The organism is Parasporobacterium paucivorans DSM 15970, from assembly GCF_900141895.1.
Lineage (GTDB): Bacteria > Bacillota > Clostridia > Lachnospirales > Lachnospiraceae > Parasporobacterium > Parasporobacterium paucivorans.
Map to the genome: position 1 here is coordinate 133567 of NZ_FQYT01000005.1, position 18774 is coordinate 152340.

General features: G+C 45.3%; 20 protein-coding genes and 1 pseudogene. 19 read left to right on the plus strand and 2 right to left on the minus strand.

Translation table 11 applies throughout. The annotated features are described in order from the left end of the window. From porA to BUA79_RS03450, 15 genes are all read left to right on the plus strand, one after another. Entirely contained in the window at positions 1-1182 is a 1182-nt protein-coding gene (gene porA / locus BUA79_RS03380; protein WP_073992946.1) for a pyruvate ferredoxin oxidoreductase, read from the plus strand. A 43-nt stretch (positions 1183-1225) separates the two neighbouring features. Further along, on the plus strand, positions 1226-2143 hold the full coding sequence (locus BUA79_RS03385; protein WP_073992974.1) for a thiamine pyrophosphate-dependent enzyme: 918 nt from the start codon (positions 1226-1228) through the stop codon (positions 2141-2143). Positions 2144-2171: 28 nt separating this feature from the next. Next, positions 2172-3056, plus strand: coding sequence for a LysR family transcriptional regulator (locus tag BUA79_RS03390; protein ID WP_073992947.1), 885 nt, complete (start codon positions 2172-2174; stop codon positions 3054-3056). Positions 3057-3068: 12 nt separating this feature from the next. Then, positions 3069-3884 (plus strand): class B sortase, encoded by an 816-nt coding sequence (srtB, locus tag BUA79_RS03395; RefSeq protein WP_073992948.1) that lies wholly within the window; start codon positions 3069-3071, stop codon positions 3882-3884. A 129-nt stretch (positions 3885-4013) separates the two neighbouring features. Further along, a complete protein-coding gene (locus BUA79_RS03400; protein ID WP_094757280.1) occupies positions 4014-4877 on the plus strand; it encodes a substrate-binding domain-containing protein in 864 nt (287 codons plus the stop codon). A gap of 11 nt (positions 4878-4888) precedes the next feature. Then, positions 4889-5746, plus strand: coding sequence for a phosphate ABC transporter permease subunit PstC (gene pstC, locus BUA79_RS03405; protein WP_073992950.1), 858 nt, complete (start codon positions 4889-4891; stop codon positions 5744-5746). Continuing rightward, complete coding sequence (gene pstA / locus BUA79_RS03410; protein WP_073992951.1) at positions 5743-6621, plus strand: phosphate ABC transporter permease PstA; 879 nt, start codon at positions 5743-5745, stop codon at positions 6619-6621. Before pstC ends, pstA begins: the two co-directional genes overlap by 4 nt. Positions 6622-6624: 3 nt before the next feature. Then, the gene (pstB, locus tag BUA79_RS03415) at positions 6625-7374 is read left to right on the plus strand and encodes a phosphate ABC transporter ATP-binding protein PstB (protein WP_073992952.1); all 750 of its coding nucleotides are present in this window, start codon (positions 6625-6627) and stop codon (positions 7372-7374) included. Position 7375: 1 nt separating this feature from the next. Further along, a complete protein-coding gene (phoU, locus tag BUA79_RS03420; protein WP_073992953.1) occupies positions 7376-8020 on the plus strand; it encodes a phosphate signaling complex protein PhoU in 645 nt (214 codons plus the stop codon). A 23-nt stretch (positions 8021-8043) separates the two neighbouring features. Beyond that, positions 8044-8715: a response regulator gene (locus tag BUA79_RS03425; RefSeq protein ID WP_073992954.1), complete on the plus strand. Its 672-nt coding sequence runs from the start codon at positions 8044-8046 to the stop codon at positions 8713-8715. A 4-nt stretch (positions 8716-8719) separates the two neighbouring features. Continuing rightward, positions 8720-10384 (plus strand): sensor histidine kinase, encoded by a 1665-nt coding sequence (locus tag BUA79_RS03430; RefSeq protein ID WP_073992955.1) that lies wholly within the window; start codon positions 8720-8722, stop codon positions 10382-10384. Positions 10385-10628: 244 nt separating this feature from the next. Further along, on the plus strand, positions 10629-11726 hold the full coding sequence (locus BUA79_RS03435) for a TFIIB-type zinc ribbon-containing protein (RefSeq protein WP_242941631.1): 1098 nt from the start codon (positions 10629-10631) through the stop codon (positions 11724-11726). After that, a complete protein-coding gene (locus BUA79_RS03440; RefSeq protein WP_073992956.1) occupies positions 11723-12610 on the plus strand; it encodes a TPM domain-containing protein in 888 nt (295 codons plus the stop codon). The genes BUA79_RS03435 and BUA79_RS03440 overlap by 4 nt, the downstream gene beginning before the upstream one ends. 36 nt (positions 12611-12646) lie before the next feature. Then, complete coding sequence (locus BUA79_RS03445; RefSeq protein ID WP_073992957.1) at positions 12647-13165, plus strand: peptidylprolyl isomerase; 519 nt, start codon at positions 12647-12649, stop codon at positions 13163-13165. Then, complete coding sequence (locus tag BUA79_RS03450) at positions 13159-13827, plus strand: HAD family hydrolase (protein WP_073992958.1); 669 nt, start codon at positions 13159-13161, stop codon at positions 13825-13827. Before BUA79_RS03445 ends, BUA79_RS03450 begins: the two co-directional genes overlap by 7 nt. Here the strand turns inward: BUA79_RS03450 and BUA79_RS03455 are convergent. Further along, a complete protein-coding gene (locus BUA79_RS03455; protein WP_073992959.1) occupies positions 13822-14385 on the minus strand; it encodes a thermonuclease family protein in 564 nt (187 codons plus the stop codon). The genes BUA79_RS03450 and BUA79_RS03455 overlap by 6 nt on opposite strands. Further along, a complete protein-coding gene (locus BUA79_RS03460; RefSeq protein ID WP_073992960.1) occupies positions 14369-15628 on the minus strand; it encodes an AI-2E family transporter in 1260 nt (419 codons plus the stop codon). Before BUA79_RS03460 ends, BUA79_RS03455 begins: the two co-directional genes overlap by 17 nt. Positions 15629-15793: 165 nt before the next feature. Between BUA79_RS03460 and BUA79_RS03465 the strand changes: the two genes are divergently transcribed. The 4 genes and pseudogenes from BUA79_RS03465 to BUA79_RS12640 form a co-directional block, all read left to right on the plus strand. Continuing rightward, complete coding sequence (locus tag BUA79_RS03465) at positions 15794-17326, plus strand: ABC transporter substrate-binding protein (protein WP_073992961.1); 1533 nt, start codon at positions 15794-15796, stop codon at positions 17324-17326. A 21-nt stretch (positions 17327-17347) separates the two neighbouring features. Then, positions 17348-18289, plus strand: a complete 942-nt coding sequence (locus BUA79_RS03470) for an ABC transporter permease (protein WP_330389172.1) — start codon at positions 17348-17350, stop codon at positions 18287-18289. Then, positions 18289-18441: a hypothetical protein gene (locus tag BUA79_RS12445; RefSeq protein ID WP_178138523.1), complete on the plus strand. Its 153-nt coding sequence runs from the start codon at positions 18289-18291 to the stop codon at positions 18439-18441. Before BUA79_RS03470 ends, BUA79_RS12445 begins: the two co-directional genes overlap by 1 nt. Before the next feature lie 142 nt (positions 18442-18583). Further along, positions 18584-18774 (plus strand): annotated as a pseudogene (locus BUA79_RS12640) (IS4 family transposase); the annotation flags it as partial.

Sequence of the window (18774 nt, forward strand, 5' to 3'; positions counted from 1 at the left end):
ATGTCTATTAAGGAAAGAATGTCCGGAAATGAAGCCGTATCTTACGCAATAAAGCAGATTAATCCCGACGTGATGCCTGCGTTCCCAATAACACCTTCCACGGAGATTCCCCAGATGGTCTCGGGATATGTTGCCAATGGGGAAATAGACACGGAATTCATAGCCGTGGAAAGCGAGCATTCGGCTATGAGTGCGGCTGTCGGAGCCAGCGCTGCCGGAGCAAGGACCCTGACGGCAACTTCTTCCTGCGGTTTGGCCCTGATGTGGGAAGTGCTGCATATTGCAGCATCCAACCGTCTTCCCATTGCCCTTGCCCTGGTGAACAGGACACTGTCAGGACCCATCAATATCAATTGCGACCACTCAGACAGCATGGGTGCCCGGGATTCTGGATGGATCCAGATTTATGCAGAAAACAATCAGGAAGCATATGATAACTTTATCCAGGCTTACCGCATTGCTGAAAACAAAGAGGTGCTGCTTCCTGTCATGATTTGCCAGGATGGATTCATTACCAGTCATGCCGTGGAGAACATAGAGCTTCTTGAGGACGAAAAGGTGAAGGCTTTTGTCGGGGAATATGAACCGGAGGACTTTCTTCTAAACCCAGGGAAACCAATGGCTGTGGGACCGTATGCCGTAACCGGATATGGAATGGAAGCGAAAAAGAACCAGGAAATTGCCATGGAAAATTCCCGCAGCGTTATTTTGGATGTAGCCAGAGAATTTGCGGCCCTGACCGGAAGGAAATACGGATATTTCGAGGAATACCACCTGGAAGACGCTGAATATGCCATGCTGATTATCGGCTCTGCGGCAGGAACGGCCAAAGATGCAGTTGATGAGCTTAGAAAAACAGGTAAAAAAGTGGGTATCCTAAAGCTGAGGGTATTCCGTCCTTTTCCAGGAAAAGAGATCGCTCAGGCCCTCAAAAACGTCAAAGCGGTTGCTGTCATGGACAGAAGTGAAAGCTATCGGGGGGGCGGCGGACCGCTGGGAGTGGAAGTTGGTTCGGCCCTCTTCATGGAAAGAGTGCATATTGAAGCAGTCAATTACATTTATGGTCTGGCCGGACGTGATTTCACCGTCGAAAACGCCATAGAGGTATTTAGTGAAATGGAAGCCATGGTCACTGAGGGACGGGAAGTGCCTCAGTACCAGTATGTGGGTTTGAGAAAATAAAAGGGAGGAAGCCAGTTTGAATACATATGACTTTAAAAATACAATGAGCAAACCTGAACGTCTTGCTCCCGGCCATAGGATGTGCGCCGGCTGCGGCGGTACAATAGCCGTTCGCGCCGTTTTAAGAGGACTTCACCCGGAAGATCAGGCAGTTATCGGGAATGCGACCAGCTGTCTGGAGGTGTCGACGTTTATGTATCCTTATACGGCGTGGGAAGACAGCTATATCCACAATGCCTTCGAAAATGCCGGAGCCACAATCGGAGGTGTGGAAGCAGCTTATAACGTCCTCAAGAAAAAAGGGAAATTAAAAGATGCGGATAATTTCAAATTCATAACCTTCGGTGGAGATGGCGGAACATATGATATAGGTCTGCAATCTTTATCTGGCGCAATGGAACGGAATCATGATATACTGTATGTATGCTACGATAACGGAGCCTATATGAACACAGGCATCCAACGATCTTCAGCAACCCCCTTGTATGCAGATACAACGACCACACCTGTTGGAAGCCATTCCAACGGGAAAATGCAGAATCGAAAGGACTTGGCCAGCATCATCGCAGACCACAATGTTCCATATGCCGCACAGACAACGCTGTTAGGAAATTTCAAGGATATCCATACCAAAGCCGAAAAGGGAATTTATACGAAAGGCGCCGCCTTTCTGAACGTAATGGCGCCCTGTCCCAGAGGATGGAGATATGAAACGTCAGAAATCATGGATATATGCAAACTTGCGGTAGAAACTTGTTATTGGCCATTGTTTGAAGTTGAAAATGGAAAGTGGACCCTGAATTATGAACCCAGGAAAAAACTCCCAATCGAGGATTTCTTGAGGCCACAGGGAAGATTCAGGCATCTTTTTAAGAGAGGGAATGAACATCTGTTGGAGGAATTTCAGACGGAAGTTGACCGTCGATGGGAAGACCTGCTGTTTAAAAGCTCCCGTACATAGTATAATATTATGATGGAGTCAAAATAAAATGACATTATTATCTTATCAGATTTTTAAAACGGTGGTGGATCATGGAAGCTTTCTAAAGGCTTCGGAATTTCTGAATCTGACACCATCAGCTGTCAGCCATGCTGTTTCTTCAATGGAAGAAGAGCTTGGCTTTAGTTTGTTTACACGGAGCAAAAGGGGAGTCTCCCTGACCAATTATGCGAAAAATCTGCTTCCTTACATCAATGCGGTTCTAAACAGTGACGAAAGCCTGCGCCAGATGATTTCCCAGTATAACGGGCTTCAGAAGGGAAATGTGAAACTGGGATGCTTTTCCAGTGTCTGTACCAGCTGGGTTCCGGATATTGTAGAATCCTTCAAAAAAGAATATTCCGATATAGACATAGAGATTTACCAGGGAACCTATGATGATGTAGTGTGCTGGATAAAAAACGGAGTTGTAGATCTTGGTTTTCTCTCCGTATCCAGTGCGGGGAACCTTCCGATAACCCCCCTGTATAAGGACGACCTGCTGTGCGTGGTTCCCAAAGGATTCAAGAAGGCGGGAAACACCGAATATGTCACAATCGATGAAATTAGAGATCAGGTTTTTGTATCCCAGCGCGAGAGCACGGATGCAGATATACACAACTTTTTCCGGAAATATGAACTCAATATCAAATCAAGCTGCCATGTAGTGGATGATTTATCGACCATCGCCATGGTGGCAAGCGGCTTCGGAATATGCATTATGCCTGAGCTGGTCATGGGAGACATCCCCTACCAGGTCGATATCTACAGGATAAAACCCAGCGAACACCGAATTATCGGTCTGTCCGCCCTAAACAGCCAATTCATGGCTCCTGCGGCAAAAATGCTTTATCAGCATATTGTAGAAATGTATAAAACTACAGAAGTGGAGTAAGGGCGGACGAAAATGGACAAAAATACAAAGAAAAATATAAATAAAAAGAAAATAATATGGCTGGTGGCCCTTGTGGCGGCTATCTGCATCTTTGCATTTTCTGCGTTTAAACTGATTAATATTTATCTGGAATATCAAAAAGGCAAGGATGCCTACGAAGAAATAGACAGCATGTTCACAGAGGAAACGGATACAACGGAGACAGGCAGCAATCCTGACACGACTCAAGGGGAAACCACCCTGACTGCGGAAACTGCTGTGCCATGGGTGTGGGATTTTGCGAAGGCGCAGAGCATCAATCCAGATATCAAAGGCTGGATCAAGATGGGGAACACTATCAGTTATCCAATCCTGCAGACCACGGATAATGAATATTATCTGACCCACACCGTATATAGAAAGAAGAACAGTTCCGGAGCCATCTTCATAGATTATTCGATTACAGAAGGTCTGGATGCAAAAAACTGCATCATTTACGGACACGACATGATCAACAACTCAATGTTTGGCTCTCTGGATAATTATATGAAAGAATCCTACTACAAGAAGCATCCTGCATTCGAAGTCTACATAGGGGACAGACATTATACATATGAAATATTCGCTGTATACGTCACACCGGAAGTATCCGATACATATATGTATGGGTTTCCAAGTGATGAGTACTTCAAAACCTATCTGGATACATCCAGAAGTAAATCTCTGTATGCTACCGGTTGCAGGGAACTTACGGCTTCAGACAGGATTATAACCCTGTCGACATGTACGGATAAGGACGCGGAAAGACTGATCGTGCAGATGGTCAGAAGCAATGAAATAACGGAATAAAACGAGGGCGTTCTGACAGAGCGCTCTTTTGCACTGGATACTTTACACAGATTTTACATTTCTCACATTTAGATTTTACTTGTTTAAAATATATTTATAATAGAATTAGGAGATTATGAGGTGAAAATCATGAAAAAAACAGTAATGGGTTTAATTGGTCTCATGATATGTGCGGGCATGATTACAGGATGTGTTGGAAATGATAAAAATTTCGACCCGAAAAAGGGAATTACGGTGATTTCAAGGGAAGACGGTTCCGGTACAAGGGGAGCATTTTCGGATCTCTTTGAACTGGTGGTGAAAACGGATGACACCCAGACGGATACCACCACACTGGAGGCAATCATCGCCAATAAGACAGGAGTCGTTATTTCGGATGTCGTGTCAGATATGTATGCAATAGGATACGTATCCATCGGTTCTCTGAATGAAAGCGTGAAAGCCGTAAAAATAAACGGTGTGGAAGCGGTGGGAGAGAATGTGAAGAATGGAACCTATGAAGTGTCCAGACCTTTCAATATTGCAATGAACGAAAAAATCAGTGATGAAACGCAGGATTTCATCAATTATATCCTGAGTGCGGACGGACAGGCGGTTGTTGAAGAAAGTGGGTATATACAGATAAACTCTGATACGGTCAGGTATGAACCTACAGGCGCTTCCGGAAAAGTGGTGGTGTCCGGTTCCTCCTCCGTATCCCCGCTGATGGAAAAATTGGCGGAGGCCTACATGGGGCTCAATTCCGGAGTCAGTGTTGAGATACAGACCAGCGACTCTTCAACGGGGATGCAGAACGTTATGGATGGAAGCTGCGATATTGGAATGGCTTCCAGAGATTTGAAAGAAAGCGAGAGCAGTCTGAAAGCCATGCCAATTGCACTTGATGGAATTGCCATCGTAGTCAACACGAAAAATCCCCTGGATAATCTCACCAAAGAGCAGGTGCGGAATATATTCAACGGGAGTATAATAAAATGGAGTGAACTTAATTAGGTGGTGGAAAAATGAAAATAAGAGAAAATGTAATGAAATACGTCTTTTTTCTGGCAGCGCTGGTTTCTGTGGCGGCTGTTCTGCTGATTTGCATATTTCTGTTTGCAAATGGCGTGCCTGCAATGGCAAAAATCGGTGTTTTTGATTTCCTCCTGGGAAAAGAATGGAAACCAAGTGATATACCTCCATTATTCGGAATTCTTCCGATGATTTTGGGAAGCGTTTACGTAACGGCGGGAGCACTGATTCTCGGAGTTCCGATAGGGCTGCTGACAGCGGTTTATATGTCCAGATATTGTCCGAAGAAAATCTACGGGTTTCTTCGGATGGCAGTTGATCTTCTGGCCGGTATCCCATCCGTAGTCTATGGATTTTTCGGAATAATCATATTGGTCCCCTTTGTCAGGAATACATTCGGCGGAAACGGCATCAGCATCCTGACCGCATGTATATTGCTGGGCATCATGATTCTGCCCACAATCATCAGCGTCAGCGAGTCGGCCATCAATGCAGTCAGTTCTAACTATTATGAAGGAGCGCTCGCGCTCGGAGCCACTAAGGAAAGCAGCATATTCAAGGTCGTGCTGCCGGCAGCTAAATCAGGAATCTTGGCGGGAGTCGTCCTTGGAATAGGACGAGCAATCGGAGAAACCATGGCAGTGCTTATGGTTGTTGGAAACCAGGCGAGGATGCCCAAAGGGATTCTGCAGGGAGTACGTACACTTACCACGAATATCGTTGCGGAGATGGGGTATGCGGCTGATCTCCACAGAGAGGCGCTCATTGCAACCGGCGTCGTGCTGTTTGTATTCGTACTCATAATAAACGTGATTTTCTCCATCATAAAGAACGGGGGAAAAAATAGATGAGCAGTCTGAATACGATCAATAAGATAACTTTCAAACAAAAGATGGAAATGTACAAAAAACGCAAGGGCTCCCTGGCAGTGAGGATGCTGGTTAAACTCTCGGCTCTGATTACCTTTGCGGTCCTGATATACATTGTGCTGTTTATACTGATAAACGGAGTAGGACATTTGAATGCCGAGTTTTTCTCGTTCAACTATACGACGGAAAATGTATCGGTTATACCGGCCGTCATTAACACACTGGTTATAATTGTCATTTCCCTTGTCATTTCCATACCGATAGGCATATTGTCTGCAGTGTTCCTGGTGGAATATGCAAAAAGAGGAAGCAAAATTGTCAATCTGATTCGAATTACAGCGGAGACTCTTTCTGGAATCCCTTCCATCGTATACGGGCTGTTTGGTATGCTGTTCTTTGTAAATACCCTGAAAATGGGCTATTCCATGATTTCTGGCGGACTTACCCTGGCAATCATGATTCTGCCCCTGATCATGCGAACAACTGAGGAAGCCCTGATATCCGTTCCAGATACCTACAGGGAAGCAAGCTTCGGATTGGGAGCAGGAACGCTTAGAACCGTATTCCGGGTAATTCTTCCGGCATCATTGCCGGGTATTCTTGCCGGAGTCATTTTATCCATCGGAAGAATTATCGGAGAATCGGCTGCTCTGATGTACACATCAGGGACAGTGGCCCAGATTGCCACGAACGTCATGGATTCCGGACGTACCCTTGCCATCCATATGTATCTGCTTGCTTCTGAAGGACTGTATACGGATCAGGCGTACGCGACAGCAGTGGTGCTTCTCGTAGTTGCCATTCTGATCAACATGTCATCACAGACGATTTCAAAACGAATAATAAGGAAGGGATAATATATGAATAAGATAGAAGTGAAAAACCTGGATCTCTATTATGGGGAAGTGCAGGCGCTGTATGGCGTAAACATGCAGATCGAGGAGAAAGAGATCACCGCATTCATCGGTCCGTCCGGATGTGGAAAATCAACACTGCTTAAAACCCTCAACCGGATGAACGACCTGGTGGAGGGATGCAGGATCACCGGGGAGGTATTGCTGGAGAACACAGACATCTATAAGGATATGGACGTATATCAGCTTCGTAAAAGAGTGGGCATGGTATTCCAGAAGCCAAATCCCTTCCCGATGAGCATCTACGATAACATCGCCTACGGACCCCGTACCCACGGAGTTCGTTCCAGGGTTGCCCTGGACGAAGTGGTGGAGGACTCCCTGAAAAAAGCCGCATTATGGGACGAAGTCAAGGACCGGCTCAAGAAGAGCGCGCTGGGGCTGTCCGGGGGACAGCAGCAGAGGCTTTGCATTGCCAGAGCCCTTGCGGTGCAGCCGGAGGTTATCCTGATGGATGAACCGACCTCTGCCCTGGATCCAATCTCCACGGCAAAAATAGAAGACCTTGCATTGGAATTGAAAAATGCATATACTATAGTTATGGTAACTCATAATATGCAGCAGGCCACCAGAATATCTGACAAGACAGGATTTTTCCTTATGGGAAAGGTCGTGGAATATGGGACGACAGAGCAGGTATTCTCTATGCCTAGGGAAAAAGAGACAGAAAATTACATTACGGGGAGGTTTGGTTGATATGAGAAATCGCTTTGATGAGCAGCTGGAGACATTGAACAACGAATTGATAAAAATGGGATCCCTGATTGAATACGCCATCGAGAAGGCAACGGATGCCTTTATTACACAGAATAACGACGAGGCAGAGATGGTAATCCGATTTGACAAGGAAGTAGATGATAAAGAAAAGCAGATAGAAGGACTTTGTCTGAAGCTCCTCCTCCAGCAGCAGCCTGTTGCCAGGGATTTGAGGCAGATATCGGCGGCCCTTAAGATGATTACGGACATGGAACGGATCGGAGACCAGGCTGCCGATATCAGTGAGATTGTCATGATGCTTGGCAGATATCCGGAACTGAAAGAAATGATTCACATTCCCAAGATGGCCGAAGCGACCATCAAAATGGTCAAGGAAAGCATTGATGCATATGTGAAAAAGGACCTGGGACTTGCAAAGCAGGTTATTGATTACGATGATGTAGTGGATGATCTTTTTGTTGTGGTGAAAGACGAGCTGATTGAGCTGATCCGAAGCAATGTAAAGCAAAGCGAAGCGGCGGCGGATATGCTTATGGTTGCGAAATATTATGAGAGAATCGGAGATCATGCCACTAATATTGCGGAATGGGTAATATTTTCTATCACGGGAGAAAAAACAATATAACAGCATGAAAGGATGAGGGGAAAATGGCCATTTATATTGTCGAGGATGAATTAAATATCGCGGAAATCGAAGCTTATGTGCTGAGAAGCAGTGGATATGAGGTGGAATGCTTCGAGAATGGAACGGATTTTCTGAATGCATGCAGAAAAGAGCTTCCCCAGCTGGCAATTCTGGACATCATGCTGCCTGGACAGGATGGGATCAGCCTGCTTAAGACGCTTAGAGGCCACGAGAGCACGAAAGAGATACCGGTAATCCTTGTGACGGCCAAATCCTCGGAAATGGACAAGGTGAAAGGTCTGGAAGTGGGAGCGGATGACTACCTGACAAAGCCTTTCGGGACCATGGAACTGGCAGCCAGAGTAAAAGCCCTGCTCAGAAGAAGTGAAAAACAGGAAAAAAGCGATCTGATCCAGTACAAGGAAATTCAGATTGATGAAGATAAACACGAGGTGCGAGTCCAGGGAGAGCCCGTGAATATCACATATAAGGAGTACGAGCTGCTCAAGTACCTCATAATCAATAAGGAAATCGTAATGTCCCGTGAGAAGCTTCTGGAAAATGTATGGGGTTATGATTACGAAGGGGAAAGCAGGACGGTGGATATCCATGTGAATACCCTGCGCAAAAAACTTGGAAAGCAGGGAGAATATATCAAGACGATACGAAGCGTCGGGTATAAGGTGGGGGAATAGCCGGATGAAGAGAAGGATCAACATAACGTTCTGCCTTGGAGTCATAGGGGCTATGCTGATAGCCCTATTTGTGACCGCAGCTGCCTTCAACAATCTTTTCCAAAAACATGTCCTGAATGATTTGAAAAATTATGCCCAGAAACTGAAGGAAACGGCCCTTGAAGGGAATGTGGATTCAGCCTCTGAGCTGATTTTGTTTTCAGGGATAAGGGTAACTCTTATCGCAGGCGATGGAAAGGTGCTTTTTGACAGTGAAACGGACTATCTGGAGATGGAGAACCACAGCGACAGGCCAGAGATTATAGAAGCCGCACTGAAGGGTAGCGGAACCGACATCCGCAGTTCTGCTACCATCGGAAAGTCAACCTATTACTATGCACTTCGGCTGAGCAACGGAAATATCCTGCGGACTGCGAAACTGGCCAGCAATTTTGAACCTTTTTTCAGACAGGCGGTTTATATTCTGGTTCCGGTCATGCTGGCTTTGGTTATCCTTATTCTGATACTTTCCAATTTGCTTTCCAAAAAAATCATCCGGCCAATTGAAGTCCTGGCCGGCAATCTGGAAGATATAAACCAGATCAGACTGTATGATGAACTCGTCCCCTTTGCCCGGAAAATCAAGGAACAGCAGGCAGATATCCAGCAGAACATGGAAAGCATCCGGAGGGAAAACAATAAGATCCACCTGATTACGAGGAACATGTCGGAAGGAATCATATTCCTTGACAGTCAAAGCAATATCCTATCCATGAACGAAAGAGCAGTCTCTTTGCTGGGGATGGACGGAAAAACAGGGCTTGGCGAAAATATTCTCAATTCCATCCGGAATAACGAGATTCTGATGGCGATTGAAAAGGCGGCACAGGGCGAGCACAACTATGTTGAGTTGGAATTGGAAGGAAGGCAGCTGCAGTTTTTTGCTAATCCGGTAACGGATGAGGATGTCAATGCAGGCGTACTTTGTCTGGTTCTGGACATTACCGAAAAATACAACAGGGAAAAGCTTCGCCGGGAATTTACCGCCAATGTCTCCCATGAACTTAAGACTCCCCTTACCTCCATTTCCGGATATGCGGAACTTATCGAATCAGGAATGGCCAGAGATGAGGACATAAAAGGATTCGCAGGAAAAATTCACAATGAATCTTCGAGGCTTTTAGAACTGATCAACGACATCATTAAATTGTCCGAGCTGGACGAAGGGGTTCCTTCGGGGGAACCGGAAGAAATAAACCTGCTGGAGCTTGCCAGGGATTGCGCGCGTTCTCTGGAGAAATATGCACAGGATAAAAGGGTGACTATTCAGGCAGAAGGAGAAGAACTGACGATCAGCGGAAACAGGCGGATGATGCATGAGCTTGTTTATAATCTTGCGGAGAATGCGATTCGTTATAATAAAAAAGATGGGACAGTCCGGATAAAGATCGGACGGGAGAATGGTAAGACATTTATCCTGGTGGCTGATACGGGGATCGGCATCCCCGCGGAATATCAAAACCGTATATTTGAAAGATTTTTCCGGGTGGACAAAAGCCGGTCAAAGGCTACCGGAGGTACGGGACTTGGTCTGTCTATCGTAAAACATATCGCCGGAGCCCACAAGGCAACCCTGGAATGTAAAAGCGAGGTAGGACAGGGGACGTCCATCAAGGTGCTGTTCCCTTAAGTGATAAAAAACAAGAAAAAAGATGCCTGGGCATCTTTTTTCTTAATGGTTTTGTATAATAAAAAGGGAGGTTTTGTAAGAGTCGGCTCTTACTATTTTATGAAAAGACTTTAACTTCTGTATCGCTTTACATTTATTAGTATATAAAACAACCATGACGAAATGATGTTTATATTGTTAAAGGTTATTAAATAATATTTGAACAAATTATGAACAAAATAGGGATATGTTATCAAAGACAAATATGGTAAAATATAGCCAGATGGGGGTGATATATGTGGTTCAGGTAATTAGTTGTCCAAATTGCGGAGCAAATATGAGGTTTGACAGCGAAATTCAGAAGATGCATTGCGATCATTGCGGAACGGAAATAGCTGTGGATGAAATCAAGGTAGACGGCAAAGAAGAACCGGAGGAGACTGCTGAGCCGGAGAAACCGCCCCAGCAGGAGAAGACCGGGGAGAAGACCGGAAATTTCAAAACCTATAAATGTCCAAGTTGTGGTGCGGAATTGCTCACAGATGAGAATACAAGTGCAACTTTCTGCGGATTTTGCGGAAACTCAACCCTTATTGAAGACCGTCTGAAGGACGAGCTGATGCCAGCCCAGCTGATACCCTTTAAGATCAGCCAGGATGAGGCTAAGGATATCTACAGACAATGGAGCCGTAAAGGGGGTCTGACCCCGAAAGGGTTCAGGGAGCAGAGCACCATCGAAAAAATGACCGGGATTTACGTGCCATACTGGCTCTATGATTACCACACGAATGCTAAACTGGATGCCCATTGCACAAGGGTCCGGAGGCAGATCAGGGGTGATGTGGAGTATATCCATACGGATAATTTCAAGGTTATCCGCGACATCGATGCGGAGTATGTGATGGTCCCGGCTGATGCATCCGAGAAAATGCCGGATGAGGTCATGGAAAAGCTGGAGCCATATAGCTACAAAGACCTTCTCGATTTTGAAATGCCTTATCTGTCCGGATTTTATGCGGAGAAATACAACTATGGAAATGAAGAGCTGAGGTCCCGGATTGAAGACAGAGTAAGCAAATATGCTTATGACTCAGCCAGGGACACCATCCAGGGATATGCTACTGTCGCCGTGACGGGGCAGGATGTGCAGACGAGGAAAGACTCTGTAAAATACACTCTTTTACCTGTGTGGATGCTTAATTATCGGTATAAAGGGGTCAATTATCTGTTCGCCATTAACGGACAGACCGGAAAACTGGTAGGGAACCTGCCTATATCCAGGGGACGTGCTGCGGGCTGGTTTGCGAGCATTGCAGTCGGCTGCGCCATCGTGTTAACATTGATGGGGGTGATTTTCGGATGATAAAAAAATTCAGAAAGCTATCATATATAATAATTCCACTTTTGTGCATTATCTTCATTTCGGGGTTTGACAGCAGTGAAGATAAAGTTTATGATAATGCAGGACTGTTTACTCAGGAACAAATCCTGAACCTGAACCGGACAATCAGGGACTATGACGCGAAAACCGAACTGGATCTGGTTATCGTCACGGTAGATCAAAATAATAAATCAACCCAGCAATATGCAGAAGACTTCTATACTGAGCATGCATTCGGATATGAACACGACTATGGCTCCGGAGTAATCCTGGTCATTGATATGGATAACAGGGAGGCCTATGTGTCCACCCAGGGAATAGCCATTCAGTATCTGGACGATGCCGCCATACAAAATATCCTGGATGAGATTTTTGTGTATCTTCCGAACGGAGACTATTATAACAGTGCCAGGGTGTTTCTGGAGAAAACCCGTGATTATGCATTGGAGTATATCAATAACCCGGATAACAGCCAGAAAATAGAAGCATGGAAAACCGAAGGCTATACGGATTATGCCGAATATTATCATGATTTTTATGAAGAGGGCGGAAAATATTATGTGAAGTCCAACATGTTCACATACCTGAAGAATCCCTTTATCAGTATCGGAATCGGAGCTGTAATAGCCCTCATAACCGTGCTGATCATGATGCACAGGTCCAAAACGAGGGTGACAGTAAATGCCTACACTTATATGGATGAGGGCAAATTAAGCGTAAATCGCAAAGAAGATATGTTTATTGGCACTACCACCGTAACCAGGGTAATAAAGAGATCCGGCGGCGGAGGCAGCGGTGGAAGGGGCGGTTCGTTCCACACCGGAAGCGGAGGCCGCAGTTTTGGCGGCGGTGGAAGGGGCTTTTAATAAAATTTATAAGATGGAAAGAAAGAGGAAAATCACATGTCAAATCCTATTGTAACATTTGAAATTGAAAATTTTGGAACAGTCAAAGCAGAACTGTATCCGGAGATAGCACCAAATACTGTGAATAATTTCATCAGTCTGGTGAAAAAAGGCTATTTTGACGGTCTTAGCTTCCACAGGGTAATTGAAGGATTTATGATCCAGGGAGGCTGCCCCCAGGGAACAGGTACTGGCGGTCCCGGATATTCTATTCCAGGCGAATTCACCGAGAATGATTTCCAGAATGACCTGAAACATGAGCCAGGCGTTTTATCCATGGCAAGGGCAATGCACCCGGATTCAGGCGGATCACAGTTCTTTGTCATGCACAAAAATTCTCCCCATCTGGATGGAAACTATGCTGCTTTCGGGAAAGTAACTGAAGGAATGGACATAGTAAACAAAGTCGCAGAGACAGACACAGATTACTCAGATAAACCTAAGGTAGCTGTAATAATGAAAAAGGTTACCGTTGATACCTTCGGCGTTGAATATCCGGAACCTGTGAAATGCTAAAAGCAGTAATATTTGATATGGATGGGGTGCTGATTGACAGCGAACCCATCCATTTTCAGGCCGTAATTAATGTTCTGGAAAAATACGGACTTTCTATCGACTTCGATTACTATAAGAAGTTCATTGGTTCCACAACCTATAACATCTGGGATAATATCAGAAACAGATTCGGACTATCCGAGCCGGTGGAAGAACTTGTCGGCAAGTCAAATGGCGAAAAAAGAAAAATCCTGGACAAATCAGGTTTTATAAGGATTGAAGGGGCAGCCAGCCTGGTGGAAGAAGTCAAGGCCGGACAGTATCTGGTGGCGCTGGCATCCTCCTCTCCGTACGATTACATAATTGAAGCCACCACATTTCTTGGAATCCGGCAACTGTTCGACGCAATCGTCAGCGGAGTCGACATCCAGAGGCCGAAACCGGCGCCGGATATATTTCTGCAGGTGGCTCAGCAATTAAATGTCAATCCAGCCGAATGCCTGGTTATAGAAGACTCTGCAGCAGGCGTAGCCGCTGCGAAGTCCGCTGGAATGGTCTGCCTGGGGTTTTACAACCCGAGTTCAGGGGATCAGGACCTCTCGTCAGCAGATCAGATCATAGACAGCTTCTTTGATAAGAATCCCGGTTTTCTGGAAAGAATCTATAACAACAGCAGCCTATAATCCGCCAATTTCCTCCATTGCTTCCGATTCAAATTCGCTGAATATTTCAGAGTATTTTGTATCGGGGGCATATTTTTTTGCGTAGGCGTAACCGTCCAGGATTAGGCGGGCATTCAGCATATATTCCCGCATTTCATCCTCGTCGTCCGGATCAGATGGCATGGAAAGCCATACGTACCGGAGCAGCCTGTCATATACATCCACCTCGGACACATCCTTTTGCAGGTATATGGTCTGGCCGGGATGGACAAGGCTCCTGGTATAATCGGCGGCCGCTTCTCCATAGCCCCCGGCTGCATCGCTATTCCCCGAATTGAGTTCGGGGCAATCCATGCCGATCAGACGGACCTTTTTTTCCTGTCCCTCATATTCTACCCAAAGGGTATCCCCGTCCACGACCCGCACGACCGTGGCCTGTTCAAGGGCTCCGTTCACAGAAAGCCTGTCTTTGAAGCCGTCTCCTACTTTGAAAATAATGGAAACAGTTACAATCAATAAAAACAGCAGGACAAGAAGCGCCCTGCCAATCATTCTAAAAAAACTATTTATCTTCAACATCTTGCGCCTCGTTTTCACTTTCTGTATTTTTCTCCGGCTCATCCTGCGTTTCGTCATTCAGGCTTTGCAGATACTCCTGTTCCAGATGAGTTGAATACCAGACGGAAATAAGCTTTTTAACAGAAGCGACAATAGGCACGGCAATCAGCATTCCGATAAGACCTCCCTGACTTCCGCCGATAATGATGGCAACCATGATGAACAGGGGATGCAGCCCCACGTTGTAGCCTACGACTTTTGGCTGGAAAATATTGCTGTCCAGCTGCTGTACGATAATCATAACCACAATGGCCCAGAACATCTGCCAGAAACCGCCTTCCAGAAGGCCCAGGATTGCAGCCAGTATGGTGCCGACAATGGGGCCGACATAAGGCACCAGGTTAAATATTCCGGAAATGATGCCGATCAAAATGGCGTAATCCACTCCTACGATCAAAAGGGCGATAGTGCTCAGAACAGCCACTATCAGGGCTTCAATCAGCTGCCCCCGGATGTAGCTGGAAAAGGTTTCATCAATTACCTCAAGGGCAAACTGGGTTTTCTTGCCCAGCTTTGAGTTCCTGAAAATGAAGAAGAAAAATCTTTTCCAAAGCCTCATGAAATATTCCGTGTCGTAAAGAAGGTATATGCTGAGGAAAAAAGCCACAATCAGGGAGAATACGCTGCTGCCGATTTCCAGCATGGAGGCGAAAAAGGAATTCAGCAGCTGGATCAGAAAATTCTGGATCCAAACGATTCCATCGGATATGTACCCCTCGATGTTGTCGAAAAAGGGCAGGTTCAGTCCGGAAAGCTGCTCTATAAGTTTTTCCTGGGAAAAGCTATTTGATGAAAAATAGGAGACAATGTAATTAAACACCTTAGAAAGAGAGGTATTGCTGGAAATCTGTCCGCCAATCATGAAGTATATTCCGAGCATGAGTCCGGCGATGGCGCCAAGGACAATCAGGTAACAGATAATGACGCTGAGCATCCGCCTCTTCTTCAGGCTTTTTATGAAGCGCTGCTTTCTGCCGCCTAAAAGCTTTTCGATGAATCGGGCCGGCGGGCAGAGGATATACGCGATGATAAGACCGAATATCAGAGGCCGTAAAAGCCGGAATAGTTCGGAAGTTAATGTGAGTATGAAAGTATATATTTCCGGAATGGAATTGATAATGATCATAGCCAGATAAATAACTACAACCGTAGCAATCACGTACAGGCAGACTTTCAGATATTTCTTGTCAAATTTGGGTTTCACGTCATTTTACCTCGTTTTTTAGCTTTAGGCTATTATATCACACAGGAATATCCCACGCAATAAAGTAAAAAGTGCTTGATAAACTCAAAATGTGGGGGTACAATAAGGCGTACCATTTTTTACAATTAAATATTGATGGATCATTATCCAAGAAGAGAGGAAATTATGAAAAAAAGAATGAAACAGATTCTTTTGGGAATCATGACTTTAACTCTGATGACTGCACTTAGCGCTTGCCAGGGCGGGACATCGGACGAAACTTCAAGCGGAGATGAAACATCAGGAACTTCAGGGAACAGCGTTGTCGTAGGGATAACGCAGGATCTTGACAGTCTTGACCCGCACAAAGCAGCGTACGCAGGAACTAGGGAAGTTTTATTTAATTTATTTGAAGGGCTTGTAAAAGCCAACTCAAATGGAGACTTAGTTCCGGCTGTAGCCAGCGATTATACGATTTCTGAGGATGCAAAGACCTATACATTTACTCTCAGAGACGGAATCACCTTCCATGACGGAAGTCCGGTTACAGTAGGGGATATTAAATATTCTATCGAACGTTATGCTGGCATTCAGGGTGAAGAGTCAGCTTTTTCTAATCTGGAAGAAGTTGTAGTGATTGATGATTCAACTGTTGAAGTACATTTAAAAGAAGGGAATTCAGAGTTCCTTTCAGAACTGACATGCGCCATCCTTCCGGAGGCGAACGACGCTCAGGCGGCAACCAATCCAATAGGAACGGGACCATTTAAATTTGTGTCCTTTACGGCAGGCCAGAACCTGATTGTGGAGAAATACGATGGATACTGGAATGCGGGCTATCCAAAACTGGACGGGGTTGAATTTAAAATTGTGACCGATACCGATACCGCTCTTATGGAGCTCAATGCCGGAACCATCGACATCTACCAGTATCTGACAGCAGATCAGGCAAAATCTCTTTCCTCGGACTTCAATGTCCTGGAAGGCAGTGTGAATTACGTGCAGGGCATGTTCCTGAATAATGCGGTCAAGCCATTTGATGACGTGCGCGTAAGGCAGGCTTTGTATTATGCTATAGACAGGGACCTGATCAACCAGTTTCTCTTTGACGGCAAGAGCCATATCATCGGCACGAATATGATTCCGGCCTTCAAAAAATATTATAATGCGTCTACGGAAACAACTTACAGTAAAAATATCGAAAAGGCTAAAGCACTTTTGGCTGAGGCTGGATATCCAGACGGATTCACCTTCACGATAACCGTTCCAAACAATTATGCTCCTCACGAGGGGACTGCCCAGATTATCCAGCAGTCACTGGCGGAGATTGGTGTAACTGCAAAAATCGAGCTCGTGGAATTCACCACCTGGTACAGCGAGGTATATACAAACAGAAATTATGAGGCAACCGTTGTAGCAGTGGACGGCACACTTTCACCAAGCAGCTGGTTTTCGAAAAATTTAAGTACGTCATCAGTGAACTTTACTAACTATAATAATCCTGAATTTGATGAAATCTATCTCCAGGCATTGGCTACTACGGATGACGCAACCAAGGTCGAGCTGTACGGAAAGCTCCAAACCATTCTGGCGGAAGATGCAGCATCCATATATGTGCAGGATCCTGCCAACCTGGTTGCCATCAATAAAAAACTGAGCGGATACGAATTCTATCCGATTGCCGCACAGGATATGTCCATTGTTTATTACAATGATTAATTAGGGAAGGTCGCAGACAAAATGTTGAAGTATATAATCAGAAGAATAATTTCCTTGGTTATTTCGTTGATTCTTATTTCAGTCATTACGTTTGCGGCCTTTTCTGTTATTCCGGGAGACGCGGTGCTGGCTAAGCTGGGAACCAACGCCACTCCGGAAAGGGTAGCTCAATTGCGCACGGAAATGGGACTTGATGACCCTATTCCCGTGCGCTACGTCAATTGGCTGAAGGATGCCCTGCACGGAGATTTTGGAGAGTCCACGCAGTATACAGGCAACTCCGTACAGAGTCTTATGGAACAGCGCCTTCCGTTTACCCTGACCCTCTGCCTGATGTCCTTCGCGGTCATTCTGGCGTTTTCCATCCCCTTGGGGGTTTTTGCCGCCAGAAAGAAGGACTCCTGGATAAACGGGCTCATTACGGTACTGACTCAGGTGGCTATGGCCATCCCTTCCTTTTTCCTCGGTATACTTCTTACCTTTGTGTTCGGAATTGTCTTAAAGGTGTTCCAGCCTGGAAAGTTTGTATCGCCATCCCAGGATTTTACAGGTTCTCTGCAGTTTCTTCTGCTTCCTGCTATCGCCACGGCGCTGCCTAAGATAGCTATGACAGTGAAATTCCTGCGGAATTCCATACTGAATGAAATGAACAAAAATTATGTCCGTACCGCGCGCATAAAGGGAAATACGGAAAGCAGGGTGCTCTACGGCCATGTTCTGAAGAACGCCCTGATACCGGTGGTGACATTTCTGGGTCTGGTGCTGGCAGATGTGCTGGCAGGAAACATAATCGTGGAGCAGGTTTTCAATGTTCCGGGACTGGGACGGCTTCTGGTAACCGCTATCTCCAACAGGGATTTCCCTGTGGTGCAGGCGGTGGTATTGTTTGTCACTGCCTTCGTCATTGTGGTGAATTTTGTGGTTGATATGATGTATAAATTTATAGATCCAAGGGTAAAATAATGAAAAAAAGAAATCTGAACCTGATTATCGGATTTGTACTGACCGGGATTGTAATACTCCTGGCCATCATAGGTAATTTCTGGACACCCTACGATCCACTGGGAATGAGCCTTGAGCTGAAAAATATTCCGCCTGGAGGGCAATGTCATTAAGTTAAGAATGACGCATGAGTAGAGTATGTAGAAATACATACCCTGCTCTTTTTTTATGTAATAAAAACCAAAAAACTCTTGACAAATAATGAGAAAAATGTGGCGAAGCCCTTTGATTATATATTTCAAGGAGGAAAACCACATGCGAGACCATATTTCATTTGTAAAACAAACACTTTCTGAATCAATTAAAGAAATGAGTACAGTTCCTTGGCTTTTTGTAAAGAATCCAGAAAGTGATTTCTCAAGGAAAAGGAAATTGGATTTTGATACATTTTTTCATTTTTTTATTTCTATGGAGGGACGCTCACTAGGAACGGAACTATTAGATCA